Origin of the sequence: Bradyrhizobium neotropicale, from assembly GCF_001641695.1 — a bacterium.
Taxonomy (GTDB): domain Bacteria; phylum Pseudomonadota; class Alphaproteobacteria; order Rhizobiales; family Xanthobacteraceae; genus Bradyrhizobium; species Bradyrhizobium neotropicale.
In genome coordinates, this window is the sequence record NZ_LSEF01000081.1 from 18107 (window position 1) to 31700 (window position 13594).

Sequence of the window (13594 nt, forward strand, 5' to 3'; positions counted from 1 at the left end):
AAGAGGCGGAGAAATGCGAATCCTACTGGTCGATCATCATGCGGACTTTGCGCACGCCGTCCAAGGACAGCTCTTGGATTGTGGTTTCGCAGTTGATGTGACAGCTACTTTGGATGAAGCGGCGGCCGCGTTTGGCTGCGCTTGCTATGATATTCTCCTTCTCGAGTTGGCGCTTCCGGATGGAAGCGGCTTAGATTGGCTGAAGCAATTGAGGCGCGACGGACATTCGATGCCGGCTATCATGATGAGTAGCCTCAACGATCTTGGCAGGCGGATCGCAATTTTCAACGGTGGTGCGGACGACTTCCTGCCCAAACCCGTGTCTACCGATGAACTCATCGCCCGGATGCGCGCCGTTCTCCGGCGATCAACGCAAATGACCACCCCCGTCGTTACATTTGGCAACCTCAATTTCGATCCGATCGGCCGCCAAGTTTCCGTTGGTGGTCGGCCGCTAAAGATCGCGCGCCGCGAGGTGTGCATTCTTGAGCATCTGCTCAGCCGCGCAGGCCGCACCGTGCCACGTGCCTCACTGGAGGATAGCCTCTATGCGTTCGACGACGAGGTCTCGACCAATGCGCTTGAAGTTGGAATCTATCGTTTGCGCGGACATTTGAGTCAATCCGGCGCAACGTTAAAGATCAAGACTGCGCGGGGCATCGGATATATCCTTGAATTGAATGGCGCTGCATCGGCAGCCTAGTCAATCGCACTTGAAAGCAAAGCCTGCCTTGAAGGTCGTTCCTAATAGTCGTTCTGGCGACGATCCAGAGTCGAACGCCGTTACCTCCCCCTGGTCAATCGTTCTTCGTTGTTTTTCCTATCTCCTATGCGCGGTGATTCTTCTATCGCCAACTGCTGCTGCAGCCCAGACGGAGCCGGACAATAGACAGGGATCGCCGCATGCGGCTACTGGCAAAGTCAGCGGCACGCTGAACCTCTCCTCCTCGCTAGGCAAGACAATTCATCTGCCCGGGCCGGCGGCGAGCATCTTTGTTGCCGACCCGACGATCGCGGACTATCAGGCGCCCAAGAACACAACGATCTTCGTCTTTGGCAAGAAATCCGGGCGGACAAGTCTGTTCGCCTTGAATGACAACGGAGAGGCTCTCGTCGAATTGCGTGTTGTCGTCGCGCAACCAATCGAGGATCTGCGTGCCATGTTGAAGGCCCAGGTCGGCGACTATCCGATCAAGGTCAGCTACACGCCGGCCGGCGCGATCCTTGGCGGTACAGCGCCCAACGCCGAGGTCGTGGATACCGCGATGAGAGTAACTCAGCAATTTCTCGGTGCCGGCGCGACGGTCATCAATAAGATCCTGGTGGCCGGGTCGCTGCAGGTCAATCTTAGCGTGCGCGTCGCGGAGCTCTCCCGAAGCGCGATGAAGAAGCTCGACATCAACCTTTGCGCTTTCGGTCAAAACGGCGCCTTCAGCGTCGGCTTGCTCAGCGGCAGTGGCTGTAGTTCCAACACGCCTAACGGCGGCGGTAAGGTAGGAATCGGATTTGGCGCTGGTAATATCGGCGTCGGCGCGGTTCTCGATGCGCTCGCCAACGAGCACCTTGCTTCCGTACTCGCTGAACCGAATCTCACCGCGATGTCAGGTGAATCCGCCAGCTTTTTGGCCGGCGGCGAATTTCCCATTCCGGTCTTGCAGGAGAACCGGCAAGTGTCGGTAGAATTCCGCCAATTCGGCATCAGCCTGGAGTTCATCCCGACCGTTCTAAGCAACAATCAAATCAACATCCGCGTAAAGCCTGAGGTGAGCGAATTATCGACACAGGGCGCGGTCAGCATCAATGGCATGTCCGTGCCTGCTCTCTCCACGCGCCGTGCCAACACCGTGGTCGAGCTCGCCAGCGGTCAAAGCTTTGCAATCGGTGGACTGATAAGACGGAACTTCAACACTGATATTGCTAGGTTCCCTTGGCTCGGCGATGTACCGATCCTCGGCGCGCTGTTTCGCTCGTCCTCATTTCAAAAGGAGGAGACGGAGCTCGTTATCATCGTCACGCCTTATGTCGTGCGGCCGGCATCGAACCTGAGCAAGATGAGTGCCCCCACTGACCGCGTCGGGCCGCCCTCAGACGTAGAGCGCACTCTGACGAACACGCTAGCAAGTCCGCCGCGAGGTCGTGGTGCTCCCCGCACCGACGTGCCAGGCGCGACGGGTGCCGGATTTATCATCAAATGAGGAACGCCGAATGACTTTGCGACCCTTGTGCTTGATCGCTCTGACGGCGAGTGTGGGCGGCTGCACAAGCACTGCACCAAACTATGTCGAGCCGACTGCACAGGCGATCCTGATCCAGCAGGAGAAGAACATCTTGCTGTTAGAGAGCCTTCGCGGTGCCGAGCGGTATCGTCTGCGGGATTTCATTGCGAGTACCAGTCACGGTCGGCGTGATGCCCTTCATCTCAACATCATCGGCTCTCCCCAGCTCGGAGCGCAGGTTGCTAGTCAAGCGCGCGCAATGGGCGTCGACGCGCCCAATATCCGCCTCTACGGCCCCAGCATCGATCAGAACGACGCGTTCACCGTGAGAATCGAGGCGATTGTCTATCAGGCACACCCTCCGGTCTGTCCATCGCTTTCGATCGTTGGCCCTTCAGTTAACGACAATTCTTTCGACCAGACGCTTGGCTGTTCGATCCGCAACAATCTGGGGGTCATGATCAACGATCCGCGCGACTTGCTTGACAATGAGGCTGTCGGGCCGAGCAACTCCGACCGCGCGGCCCATCCCGTTGCAACATACAGGACCTTCGGGACCGGTGACAACAGCAACTTGGAACGAGGAACTAACAGCAGGGCATCGTCACAAGCCACCCCAATGGGCACCACCGATGCACAGCCGTCCCGATAATAACAACGCCTCTTTCGATGATGCGAATGCGGCTTCATTCGAACTGTGATCTAGGCAAGGCCGGTGGTATAGAGCGCTCTCGCGACCGCCTCGAAATGCTGAGCAGGAACAGCATTCCCCAGCTTGGCGTTGTGGATGAGCTGACGCGTCAGGACGTGGTCCTGGACAATGCAGAGGCGCAGCGTACGTGCCTTGGCAAGCAGCACTGATGCAGCTTCTCCCTCGCCGCGGCAAACCAAGACTGGCACGCCGGTCTCGCCGCGAACGTAGCGGAGTCCGACCAACATCGCCTGCCCCACCAAGATCAATGTGGCGCGATGAATGCCGAGCGGAGGCTCATTCGCCGCTTGCTCACGGAGCCGACGGTGTTCACGTTTCACCTCCGGATTACCTTGCATTTCCTTGGACTCGCGCTTTGCCTCCGTCTTTGTCATACGCATGTCGCGTAAAAACAACCAGCGTTGGATCAGGAGATCGGTCAATCCCCCGATCAGAAAAGCACCCACAGCAATCCCGATCAGCAGTTTGACCTCCGTAAAGACAACGCCGAAACAGTCCATACCGCAGGCCGGTAAGTGCACCAGCGCCTTCCAACTGCCGATGATGGTGAGAAGGAGGCTCGCACCAAGAACGAATATCTTAACTAGCGTCTTCCCGAGTTCGATTAGCGAACGCATAGTCGCGATCCGCTTCAGCCCTTTGATGGGATCCATTTTCTCCAAGTTTGGTTTGAGCGGCTCGAAAGAGAAGGTTAGTCCACCATTGGCCAGGAACCCGGCTAAAATGGCAGCGCCGACCGTAGTGCCGAGGAATGGGCCAACGGTCGCCACAGCAAGTTCGATCAAACCGCCCAGCGCCCGTTCGACCGCGATGTGAAACGGCTGACGCTGCAGCTTATCGACCAGTCGTATCGCTTGATGCCACTCGTCCTTAATGAGGCCAGCTCTTAGCCAGAGGCAGCCGAGACCGACGCAAGCGCTGACCGCACTCACGAAATCCGCGGTACGCGGGCTCTGCCCCTTCTTGCGTGCATCGCGAAGCTTCTTGGGAGTGGGAGGGAGCTCCTTCTCTTCGGTCGTCTCGTTCATTTCAGAAGCTTCTCAAACCACTCGACCACGCCGTCCGACAGAATGATCTCCGATTTCATGTATTCAATGAGATAGACGGTGTAGGAGACCATGATGATCCCGAAGGCGATATTCTTGATGTTCGGGCCGAGATCGTTCAGCTTGATTTGCGGCGCAAAGCGCCCAAGCATCATGACTGATATGTCAATGAGAAGTAAGAAGGCCAGTACGGGTCCAGAGACCAGTAGCGTCGTGTGCATGATATGGTCGAGGACTTCTAAAAATTCTATTGCCCCTTGCACGGTCAGGCCAGGCAGCATCCGATATATGGGCCAGATCAGATAGCTTCCATAAAGAGCACTGATCATAGTCTGCAGACCTCCGGATAGAACGAAGATCGTGTCCGCAGTGATGCCGAGCAAAAGTCCCGTCGCGGAAGCTTGGCTATGCGTCGCGGGGTCGTTCGATGCGACCTGACTGGTGATGCCGCGTTGCATGTCGATGGTGTCGCCGACCGCTTGGATGCTCCATAGTGGGATACTGAGCAAAATACCGAGCAATAGGCCGACGAGCACCTCTTTGAAACCCAGGAGCGCGACCCTGATGAGACGTGTATCCGAATCTAGCGCCTGCAGGCCGGCGCTGATTTGCGCCACGTACGGTAGTACGATCGCAATTGCGAAGCAGCCGCGGATCAGCCCGCTGATGTGCGGCCGCGAAAATACGGGAAGAACCAACATAATGCCGACAGCGCGCGCCGCACCAAGGCCCGCCGCAATAAGGAGCTCGATGGCGCCATGGGTCAGACCTTGGGTCTCAGCAGGTGACACGCCTTAGATCTGCGGTATGCGACTATCTCGCTGTGAGTGCGGGAAACTCGGTGAAAATCTGCTCGGCTTGTTCGATGAGCGGGGCGCTCAGCACTGGAGCAAATAGAGCGATCACCGCGACAACGACCAGAAGCTTCACAGTCAGTGGCAAGGTTTGATCCTGCAGCTGTGTCGCAGCCTGGATGATGCCGATGCCCAATCCGACAATGACCGCAGCGGTGAGCGGTGGAAGAACCCAGATCATGAAAATTACGAGTGATTGGCCCATGTTTGCGACAATGCTGGCTTCGTTCATGCTCAACCTCCCGGTGTTGTGTAACTCAGTACTAGGCCGTGCATGAGTCGCGACCAACCGTCGATGGCGACGAATAGAAAGAGCTTGAAGGGAACAGATATCACGGTTGGGGACACCATCGACATGCCCATCGCCATCAAAATTGTCGTTACGATAAGATCGATGGTGATAAAGGGAAGATAAAGTAGAAACCCGATTTCGAAGGCACGCTTGAGTTCCGAGATTAGAAAAGATGGTACAAGAATGACAAAATCATCAGCTGTGGCGTTGCCCCGCATTTCTTCGGACCAGACGTGTTCGGTCGAGGATAGGAAAAGCTGCCGCTGCTCTTCACTGGTGAACTTCTTGAGGTGTTCGCGCAGCGGCTCGCGCCCCTCCTTAGCGGCGGCCATCCAATCATCCAACGTTTTGTAGTGGAGTTGCGGGCCGGTCATGCGCGTATAGATCTGCTCAATGACTGGCGCGCTGACAAAGACGGTAAGGATCAATGCCGCGCCGTATAGAACGATGTTCGGCGGTACCGACTGGGTCCCAAGGGCATTGCGAACGAGGAAGAGAACGACGGATATCTTTACAAATGCGGTGGTTGTAACGACGGCGAACGCCAGCAAGCCGAGGCCGGCTGTAACCGCAAGAAGCGGCAGGATTGCCGGCTGGATGTCAGTCATTGCCCGCCAACCTGCCACGGAGTCTGACGCCCAGTTCATCGCCGATACGGATGATGTCGCCACGACCGATTCGCCGGCCGTTAGCAACGATATCAACTGGGCCGTCGACCGGTCGATTAAGTTCGAACACATGGCCTTCGCCGATATTCCGCAATGCTCCCAGCGCGATCGACCAGCGGCCGCATTCGAAGACAAGCGTGATCTCGAGATCGTCGAGATCTGCCTCCGATGGAGGTTGCTGCGATTCGGATTGTGTCGTCATGTATGCACACTCCAGAGGGTACGGCTGCAGCCGGAATGGCCCGCGCAGGATCAGGCGATCGCTCACAAAATCAGCCGCGGCCGATAAGCGGCCCGCAGTGAGGAACATCTGACCGCGCGCAAAGGGTATAACGTCCGGCAACAAAGCATCGCCTGCTCGTGCTTCGCGAAGAAGAGCGGCCGTAGCGCGGAGCGAGCCGATCTCTGCCGCAACTATAATTGGCAGTTCGGTGAAGAGCTTGCTCCTTTGTCGCGGTACCTGTCCGAGCACCTCGCCTAACGCGCGGAACGCGGGCGGTACCGGACCGTCAAGGGGCGAGAATAGGAACAGGCGAGCTTTGCCCTTCGACGCGCCGTAGGTGATCTCGAATTCCAGATAAGGACCAGGCCTGGTCGCTTGCCCCACACGGATAAGCTGCACATTTTGCTGTGTCCGGATCTCCAGTCCAGTTAGCAACGGTTCAAGTGCAGATTCGAGAACGAGCGAGCAACTTGGCTCGGAAGGGAGGGTAAGGCCACTCTGGAGTGTCGAAATCAGCCCCTCCACCAGCGGACGGGGCAGCGACAAGACCATGGTCTCCTCTCCGACGCCCCAAAAGCAGTCAAGCATCGGTATGGCAGAAGGCTCCTGCTGCCAGACGACCCGCTTCATTTGCACGGATAGCGGCCTATCGCCAAGCCGGGTCGGCAAAGGCATGCGGACGGCGGCAATCTCGTTGAGCCACGAAACGACGTCGCGGGACAGAGTTAGTGCCGGCTTGAATGGGGCGTGCCCACCCCCAAGACGTACCGGAGGCGTTTCTACAAGACGGCACGTTCGCGCGACCTCAAGAGAACCAACCATCAGATTGAGGCGCCTGCTAGCTGGGGACGGAAGCCCCGAGACCGAAGCACGACCTCATCATCGGCCTCCATCTCGGCTGCGACCTCCGAATCGGTATCGGCCGCGCGCATAACATCGCGCTCGATCTGTTCCCATTTGTGTGTTGCCGTCGAACATTTCGTCCAGTGGGCCCGCTTCTCGGAGACCGCTGCCTCGGCCTGCGCTTGAGCTCGTTGCCCATCATCGATCGTCTGGCGTGTCGAATCGATCTTGGCTGCGAGCCGGTCAAGGACGAGGTGACGCCGACAGTCAAGTTCGGCGACGGACAAGGCATCGAACGATACCAGTTGCTCGTAAAGCGCCGCCTCGACCCTTGCGCGATATTCCTTGGCGCTTGCAAGCTCCTGGAGCGCCTGCTCCACGGCCAGGACTGCGGCGCGGCGCTTGGCTTGCATGTTGGACAACTCACGAAGCGCGCTACGCTCTCGCATATCCTTCACAACCCGCAATTTCGAAGCGTGATCGCGATTCATGCGGTCAGACGCGACATCCATGTGATGGTTTCCTCAAAACTGGACGCCTCATTTTGGCCTTGGCGCAAGAACTTTCGCAGATCCTCGATCGAAGCGATGGCACGGTCAGTCATCGGATCGCTACCTTGCTTATATTCGCCGACCTTAATCAAGAAATCGGCTTCGGCGTGGTGCGAGAGTAGATCACGGAAGATGGCTGCCGACTTGCGGTGCGACACAGATACGACCGTATCCATTATGCGACTGCGGCTCGACAGCACATCGATAGCAGGAAAGTGCTCTCGCGCCGCGAGAAGGCGTGAGAGAACGACATGACCATCCAGAATGCCGCGGGTTTCTTCGGCGATTGGATCGCCCGTGCCGTCACCTTCGACGAGCACGGTATAGAAGGCCGTGATTGAGCCGCGCTCACCCATGCCGGCACGCTCGAGTAGACCAGGCAGCATGGCGAAAACAGAGGGAGGAAAGCCCCGCCGTGTCGGCGGCTCTCCTGCAGCAAGGCCGATCTCGCGCATGGCGCGGCTAAAGCGCGTCAACGAATCCATCATCAAAACGACGCGCAATCCTTGCTCCCGAAAATATTCTGCGAGCGCGGTTGCCATGTAAGCGCATTGCGCCCGCTCCATGGCCGAGCGATCCGAGGTCTCTACGATAACGACCGTGCGGCGAAGAGCTGCCTCGCCAAGATGCTGCTCGATGAATTCACGTACTTCACGCCCACGTTCGCCTATCAGCGCGACGACGGTGACATCGGCGGCCGCGCCTTTTACGATCTGCGACAATAACGTCGACTTGCCACAGCCGGGGTCTCCATAGATGCCGATCCGCTGGCCCTCGCCACATGTGAGAAGGCCATCCAAGACACGGATGCCGAGTGGGAAGGGCTGATCGATATTGCGCCTGGTCATTGGGTTTGGGGCCCTACCGCGCAGCGGACGTGTTTCGACAGTTTTGACTGCGCCTTTACCGTCGATTGGACGGCCGAAACTGTCGATCACCCGACCAAGCAAATCGGAGCCGACTGGCACTTCATGCATTCGTCCGGTCGCGATCACTTCTACGCGGCTAGACAGGCCCGCCACGTCGCCGATCGGCGTGAGCAACACACCATCGGGCAACAGGCCGATCACCTCCGCCTCGAGCGACCACCGGGTGCGGGGATCCCGCAACAGACAAAGCTCCCCAACACGAGCGTCCGGCAAGACGGCATGGAGCAACGTGCCGACGGCCCGCGTGATCCGTCCGTGGACGGCACGCGTATCGATATTTTTTGCTGTAGATTTCAGAGTTGAAAGCGCGGCGTGCAGAGCACTGCCTCCATTGCCAGGCCTTGGTAACGGCGGGGTCATGGTCTGCCCTCCTCAGAAGATAAACCAAGGCCGAGGCGAAGCGCACGGAGCTGCGAGGCTAATCCTAGATCGACATTGCCAAATTCACTCCACAGCACACATTGCCCAGATGGCAGCGCCGGATCCGGTTCAATCCGTACCTGCGGCCGGCCCTCCCGCCCGTCATAGGCAGTGAATTCGCGCGCAGTCGCGTCGGCTTGTACGGGAGATACGCGAAGGGAAATTTTCGCGCCAGCATATTTGCGGTCGATCGCATGACGAATGGTCCTTACCAACATCTCGCCGGGATCAAAGGCGCCTACCAAGTCGCTCACGATCTCCATCACAAGCTCTGGCAATTCCTGCTCCAGAACGGCTTTTTGCCGTGCCACTTCGCAGGCAGCCTGCGCAATCAACCGTGCCATTTCCTCGCCGCCCGTCTTCAAGCCCTCGGCACGGCCGCGTGCCCGCTCCTGTCGATAAGCCGTGTGTGCCCAGCTGCGAGCCCGCTGCAAATGCCTCACTGCCACGGCGCGCGCTTGTGCGGCATCGCACCAGATCTCGAGCTCAGCGGCGGGTATTAGTGATCCGAGCGGGCGAATCTGGGGAGCGACGGCAGATGCTGGGTCATTCGCTGTCATATGGTGGACGTCTCCGTCGCCAAATGGGTCACAACCAAGGAAAGCAATGGGCCAGCGGCATTGCGGTGTTCGGCCGCATAATTCTCGGCGGCTGTTCCAATAGGCAAGCGTAGAAGCACGCGGGTACGCTCCAGCGCTGAAGCTTCGTTGAGCCAAGCGCCGAGACAGGCATGTCCATCGTGCTCTATCCGCTGCGAGAGCTGCTCAGGATCGGCAATAGACGTGGCTGCGATCGCATTGGCCAAATGTCGAATACCGAAAGCATGCGCTTCTGCGCCAATAACTCCGATCAGAGTTGAGAGGTCATCCTTTGAAACAAGCTTTAGCAACGAACGTGCATGCCAAATACTGCCCGCGAGGAGAGCTGCCCGATGCGGATTGTGTCCGAGCAGAAGGTCGTCCCCCCAGACGCATGCGTTGAAGCTCATTTCATTGCCAAGCAGCAATTCGGCCAATCTTACCTGCAGTCTGGGGTTCATCTGCAGCCGAACCAACGTCGCCGTGGACAGCGCTGGGTCAAGTCGAGCGGAAAGACGGGTCAGATGAATCGAGGCAGTTAGCTCGCTCAGACCCTCAGAAAGCGATTTGAGCGAACGATGAGATTCAGTGGATCGCATCTGTATCGACATTCGCACTCCGCCTATGCCGCGTTCGACATGAGCTTTTTGCCAAGGGCCTTGATAGCGGACAGCCCCGAGAGCCCGCTGCCCTTAGTCAGTTCGCGCGATGATTGCGCCCGCTGATGCAGACGAGTGTTCAGTAACAGGCAGCATAGCACCCCGACCACGACGCCGGCGCCCCCCACGCCGACGGTAAGCAATGGTGCCGAAATGGATTTGGTTGATTGAGCCAGACCAGTAACTGCCGCGGGCCCCTGCCCCTGCTCAGGCGAAGCCCGTTCAACAGGCACGAAAACCACCGCCACCTTGTCGTAGGACAACCCTTCGATGCTGTTGGCGACGAGCATCTTGATCTGCGGGAGCAGGACTGAGAGATTTGCATTGGAGTCATGCCGGATGAAAACCGATGCCGAGGATGGCGTAGCGTCCAGTCGCAGCAAATCGTTCTTCGGCAAAACGACATGGACACGCGCAGAGAGGACGCCGTCAATATCGCTGATCGTGCGGGACAGCTCTTCGCTCAAGGCATAAACGTAACGGGCGCGCTCTTCGGTCGGCGAGGCAATGAGGCCCGATCCTTTGAAAACTTCGCCGAGATTTTTGAAAGTCTGGCGCGGTAGCCCCTCTGCATTCAGCAGGTTGATTGACAGTGCTAGCTGCTTCTCTTCGACCTGAATGGTGCTTGTCCCGTCCTTGGCAACGAGGCGAATCGCATCGACCCCCTTGTCAAGGAGGAGCGCGAGCATCTCATTCGCCTCGCGCTCCTGAACTTTACTGTAGAGATCAGCCTTGCAGCCGGTCAGGAGCAGCAGCGGGAGCACAGCAAAAACAAAAAACCACCGACTGGATGGGTGGTCGTGGCCGATTTCGCCACGCATCGAACCACGCATCAACGTCATTCAACCCGCTGAGAGCAGTTTATTCAGAGAGGAGCTGACGCTGCTGGTACTCTTCGAGACAAGCGAAACCTGAATGACACTGTTGTAGACATCCCGCAGATCGGCCATCATCGGCTCGAAAGTGTCCACCACGACCGGCTTGTCCGCGATACTGGCCCTAACGCCGCCAGACTGCGAAAGGGGCCACTCCGCCGGCCCAGGTGCGACTTCCTTCGGAAGGACCTCTGCACTGCGGACGACGGGAGAAACAACTGTGTTGCTCCGATAGGTCATGGAAAGGGTCTGGAGGATGCGCTCGCCCAGTGGCGTAGCATCCGCCGTTGCACGCTGAATCTCCGACGCCGGAGGAGGAGTAAAGACACCTCGATCTGCCGCTGGGGATGCAACGTCTTGAGTGGGAGCCGCCTGCATAAGAGCCTGCTGAAACTGGTGCTCGCCGACCACGGTCGGCGCACGAGCCCAGGACGGACCGTCATTTAGATTGGGAAAGATCGGCGCAGCACCTAACATCAGGGAAAGACTCGTTACTCTCTTGCGTGATGAGGCTAGCAGCTCATTGTCCGTTAACGAGCCGATATCGTAAGGAAGAGAGCTGACGAAAAGCTGACGAGCTCGCCACGAACAGCGTCATCTTAAGATCACGTTTGACTTCCAAGTTGATGCGAATCTCAATCTTTGTATGTCAGGCCAAAGAGAGCGAAATGCTCATGCGATCCATGATCTCGGACATGTTCAAGAGAGTTCTGTGCGCCGGAGTTTTCGTCTCCACCGGACTACAGGCGGCTCTCGGCGCTCCGCTGTCGCTGCCAGCAACACCTTTTAGCTACACCGTTTTGGATCAGGAGCTCTCTGCAGCTCTCCAGGAATTCGGCAACAACCTCAATATCAGAGTCAACATCAGCGCCGAGGTGAAGGGCCGGATTCGCGGACGATTGCCGGATCTGGCGCCGCGCGAGTTCCTTGACCGTTTGACCAATCTCTATAACCTTCAGTGGTACTACGATGGGCTCGTGCTTTACGTCTCCGCCGCACACGAAGCGCAAAGTCGGCTGCTCGTGTTGACGCCGATCGGCTTCGATGAGTTCAAAGCAGCCCTTGATGCGCTCAACATCTCCGACGAGCGTTATGTCGTGAGACCGGCACCGGGAAATGGCCTCGTTCTGGCTTCTGGCCCGCCGCGCTTCATTGCACTCGTGGACCAGACGCTTCACGGCCTTGTGGCGGAGGCGCAAGCTCGGCCACGCGCCGCCATCGCCGAGAAGCCGCCGCCCGAATCGGTGCTGATGTTGTTTCGTGGCTCCTCGACCATGGTCACTCGTGATGGGCGACCGGAAGGCTCCTATTCTTCCGACGTGCCGCGTCATGACAGCATCGTGCAGGAACCTGGTCCAGCCCAGAGATGACGATTGAGCGTAGCGGAATGTTTGCAAATCCTTTTGATGCTCGTCAGCTTCTCGAAAGCTAACCCTCCTAGCATGAGAGCGTTGATGTCTGCACGGCGATCGGAAACGGGATTGGCGCCATTTTGGCGGTAGCTTGCAGGCTACAGCTCGACGAGAAGCGTTCGTAACGGGCTCTCTGCTCGATGCAAGAGGTCGACGCACATCTGCCGCATCAAGGAGGAACAGGATGGATTTCAACCGAATCAACTCACTAAACACGACCCCACGGGACGGCTCACCATCTCACGCGCCGGTTGATGCCACGGGCTTTGAGCAGCAGCTGAGCGACTTGCAACCTGCTCCTCCTTTGCCACAAGCCGGGGGGGCGCCCGTGCCGCAAAGCCATCCCTATTCGCCATATCTGGACACCGGGCATCCCTTTTCACCTTATTTGACCGAGGGGCACGCCTATTCGCCACACTTTGGTTGGGAGGCTGATCGTACGCCGGCTGCGGCCGCCCCCGGGCCATCGTCGAGGGCTGGTGAGACGTCCGCCGCGGTCGGCGGTTCAGAGGTGTATGATGTCTCACACGCCGTTCCCAGTAACTTTTCCCACCGCACCCAACCCGCCCCGGACGGAATGGTCAGCAGACTGCGTCACTTGGGCCTCGCACCGGACTCGGACGAGCCGAGGATGAGCTACATGATCCGCGGTGAGCGCTACACGGCCGAGTTGGGGCCAGGGGGGGACGATGACGTTCAGCTCATCCATCATGATCGAAATGCCCCGATGAATGAAGCCGGGCCATCGCAAGCCAGGCCATCGTCGCCCGCCGCAGCTGCTCCACCGGAACTCGGACATCTGATCGACCAAAACGGACGACGCGTCTTCGACACCTGGGTCTTCATCCCCCAGACAGCCTCGGGCGCCCAGATTAACATGCTAAGGAACGCCGGGTGCCTGCCGACCGAGGGCTCACCGACAATGTTCTCCATCTACGGGGTGCCCCACAGGGCTGAATGGCGAGATGTAAACCATATTCATATCCAACCGGAGCTGGCCTCAAGCTCTTGGCCTGGATACACGAGTGAGGGTCCGCCCGCCGAGTAGGCGTTCCGCAGCTGAGCTCATGGCAGGAGCTTGCCCGACCCACGAATTGACTTCAGGACGCGCCGACGGCAGGAGCACTTGGCGACGCACCGTTCTGGCCAGAGTCAACTATCTGGTCGGCCGCCAGGATCATTGTACGCGGTCAATCAATGACCGCGTACTCTCAAAGATCTGATCAAGTAAAGACCACGGATGTAACGGCCCAATGATATGGTACCGGAATCGTTGGCGCCGGCGCGGCGACGACCACAATGGTTCAGAACGGGCC

At 58.3% G+C, this 13594-nt stretch carries 15 protein-coding genes; 4 read left to right on the top strand and 11 right to left on the bottom strand.

Annotation, left to right across the window (positions count from 1 at the left end):
• Positions 1–13: 13 nt before the first annotated feature.
• The 3 genes from AXW67_RS26145 to AXW67_RS26155 are packed head-to-tail and all read left to right on the top strand — an operon-like array spanning position 14 to position 2868.
• The gene (locus AXW67_RS26145; protein ID WP_063680223.1) at positions 14–703 is read left to right on the top strand and encodes a response regulator transcription factor; all 690 of its coding nucleotides are present in this window, start codon (positions 14–16) and stop codon (positions 701–703) included.
• 28 nt (positions 704–731) lie between these two features.
• Positions 732–2195 (top strand): type II and III secretion system protein family protein, encoded by a 1464-nt coding sequence (locus AXW67_RS26150; RefSeq protein ID WP_063680224.1) that lies wholly within the window; start codon positions 732–734, stop codon positions 2193–2195.
• A gap of 10 nt (positions 2196–2205) precedes the next feature.
• Positions 2206–2868 carry a CpaD family pilus assembly lipoprotein gene (locus AXW67_RS26155; protein WP_063680225.1) on the top strand — a complete coding sequence of 221 codons (663 nt, stop codon included), beginning with the start codon at positions 2206–2208 and terminating at the stop codon, positions 2866–2868.
• Positions 2869–2918: 50 nt separating this feature from the next.
• Here AXW67_RS26155 and AXW67_RS26160 read toward each other — a convergent pair whose 3' ends face one another.
• The 11 genes from AXW67_RS26160 to AXW67_RS42830 form a co-directional block, all read right to left on the bottom strand.
• On the bottom strand, positions 2919–3956 hold the full coding sequence (locus AXW67_RS26160; RefSeq protein ID WP_063680226.1) for an EscU/YscU/HrcU family type III secretion system export apparatus switch protein: 1038 nt from the start codon (positions 3954–3956) through the stop codon (positions 2919–2921).
• Positions 3953–4765 (bottom strand): type III secretion system export apparatus subunit SctT, encoded by an 813-nt coding sequence (sctT, locus tag AXW67_RS26165; protein WP_063680227.1) that lies wholly within the window; start codon positions 4763–4765, stop codon positions 3953–3955. Before sctT ends, AXW67_RS26160 begins: the two co-directional genes overlap by 4 nt.
• Positions 4766–4787: 22 nt before the next feature.
• Positions 4788–5060 (bottom strand): EscS/YscS/HrcS family type III secretion system export apparatus protein, encoded by a 273-nt coding sequence (locus AXW67_RS26170; protein ID WP_063680228.1) that lies wholly within the window; start codon positions 5058–5060, stop codon positions 4788–4790.
• 2 nt (positions 5061–5062) lie between these two features.
• Positions 5063–5728, bottom strand: coding sequence for a type III secretion system export apparatus subunit SctR (sctR, locus tag AXW67_RS26175; RefSeq protein ID WP_063680229.1), 666 nt, complete (start codon positions 5726–5728; stop codon positions 5063–5065).
• On the bottom strand, positions 5721–6563 hold the full coding sequence (sctQ, locus tag AXW67_RS26180; RefSeq protein WP_347336762.1) for a type III secretion system cytoplasmic ring protein SctQ: 843 nt from the start codon (positions 6561–6563) through the stop codon (positions 5721–5723). The genes sctR and sctQ overlap by 8 nt, the downstream gene beginning before the upstream one ends.
• Positions 6564–6832: 269 nt before the next feature.
• Positions 6833–7366 carry a hypothetical protein gene (locus AXW67_RS26185; protein ID WP_063680230.1) on the bottom strand — a complete coding sequence of 178 codons (534 nt, stop codon included), beginning with the start codon at positions 7364–7366 and terminating at the stop codon, positions 6833–6835.
• Positions 7342–8694, bottom strand: coding sequence for a type III secretion system ATPase SctN (gene sctN / locus AXW67_RS26190; protein ID WP_063680231.1), 1353 nt, complete (start codon positions 8692–8694; stop codon positions 7342–7344). Before sctN ends, AXW67_RS26185 begins: the two co-directional genes overlap by 25 nt.
• The gene (gene sctL / locus AXW67_RS26195; RefSeq protein WP_063680232.1) at positions 8691–9314 is read right to left on the bottom strand and encodes a type III secretion system stator protein SctL; all 624 of its coding nucleotides are present in this window, start codon (positions 9312–9314) and stop codon (positions 8691–8693) included. Before sctL ends, sctN begins: the two co-directional genes overlap by 4 nt.
• Positions 9311–9943 carry a nodulation protein NolU gene (locus AXW67_RS40890; protein WP_082908055.1) on the bottom strand — a complete coding sequence of 211 codons (633 nt, stop codon included), beginning with the start codon at positions 9941–9943 and terminating at the stop codon, positions 9311–9313. Before AXW67_RS40890 ends, sctL begins: the two co-directional genes overlap by 4 nt.
• An 11-nt stretch (positions 9944–9954) precedes the next feature.
• Positions 9955–10833, bottom strand: coding sequence for a type III secretion system inner membrane ring lipoprotein SctJ (gene sctJ / locus AXW67_RS26200; protein WP_082905947.1), 879 nt, complete (start codon positions 10831–10833; stop codon positions 9955–9957).
• A complete protein-coding gene (locus AXW67_RS42830; RefSeq protein ID WP_161491290.1) occupies positions 10834–11343 on the bottom strand; it encodes a nodulation protein NolB in 510 nt (169 codons plus the stop codon). It lies immediately after the preceding gene.
• A 191-nt stretch (positions 11344–11534) separates the two neighbouring features.
• Here AXW67_RS42830 and AXW67_RS26210 point away from each other — a divergent pair, with 191 nt between their 5' ends.
• Positions 11535–12236: a secretin N-terminal domain-containing protein gene (locus AXW67_RS26210; protein WP_201723718.1), complete on the top strand. Its 702-nt coding sequence runs from the start codon at positions 11535–11537 to the stop codon at positions 12234–12236.
• The last annotated feature ends 1358 nt before the right edge of the window (positions 12237–13594 follow it).

Bases quoted from the DNA above. Each gene is read 5' to 3' on its own strand.
- AXW67_RS26170 (WP_063680228.1), bottom strand. From the start codon at position 5,060: ATGAACGAAGCCAGCATTGTCGCAAACATGGGCCAATCACTCGTAATT.
- sctR (WP_063680229.1), bottom strand. From the start codon at position 5,728: ATGACTGACATCCAGCCGGCAATCCTGCCGCTTCTTGCGGTTACAGCC.
- AXW67_RS26210 (WP_201723718.1), top strand. From the start codon at position 11,535: ATGCTCATGCGATCCATGATCTCGGACATGTTCAAGAGAGTTCTGTGC.
- AXW67_RS40890 (WP_082908055.1), bottom strand. From the start codon at position 9,943: ATGTCGATACAGATGCGATCCACTGAATCTCATCGTTCGCTCAAATCG.
- AXW67_RS42830 (WP_161491290.1), bottom strand. From the start codon at position 11,343: ATGTTAGGTGCTGCGCCGATCTTTCCCAATCTAAATGACGGTCCGTCC.
- AXW67_RS26160 (WP_063680226.1), bottom strand. From the start codon at position 3,956: ATGAACGAGACGACCGAAGAGAAGGAGCTCCCTCCCACTCCCAAGAAG.
- sctL (WP_063680232.1), bottom strand. From the start codon at position 9,314: ATGACAGCGAATGACCCAGCATCTGCCGTCGCTCCCCAGATTCGCCCG.
- AXW67_RS26185 (WP_063680230.1), bottom strand. From the start codon at position 7,366: ATGGATGTCGCGTCTGACCGCATGAATCGCGATCACGCTTCGAAATTG.
- AXW67_RS26155 (WP_063680225.1), top strand. From the start codon at position 2,206: ATGACTTTGCGACCCTTGTGCTTGATCGCTCTGACGGCGAGTGTGGGC.
- AXW67_RS26145 (WP_063680223.1), top strand. From the start codon at position 14: ATGCGAATCCTACTGGTCGATCATCATGCGGACTTTGCGCACGCCGTC.
- sctN (WP_063680231.1), bottom strand. From the start codon at position 8,694: ATGACCCCGCCGTTACCAAGGCCTGGCAATGGAGGCAGTGCTCTGCAC.
- sctJ (WP_082905947.1), bottom strand. From the start codon at position 10,833: ATGACGTTGATGCGTGGTTCGATGCGTGGCGAAATCGGCCACGACCAC.
- sctQ (WP_347336762.1), bottom strand. From the start codon at position 6,563: ATGGTCTTGTCGCTGCCCCGTCCGCTGGTGGAGGGGCTGATTTCGACA.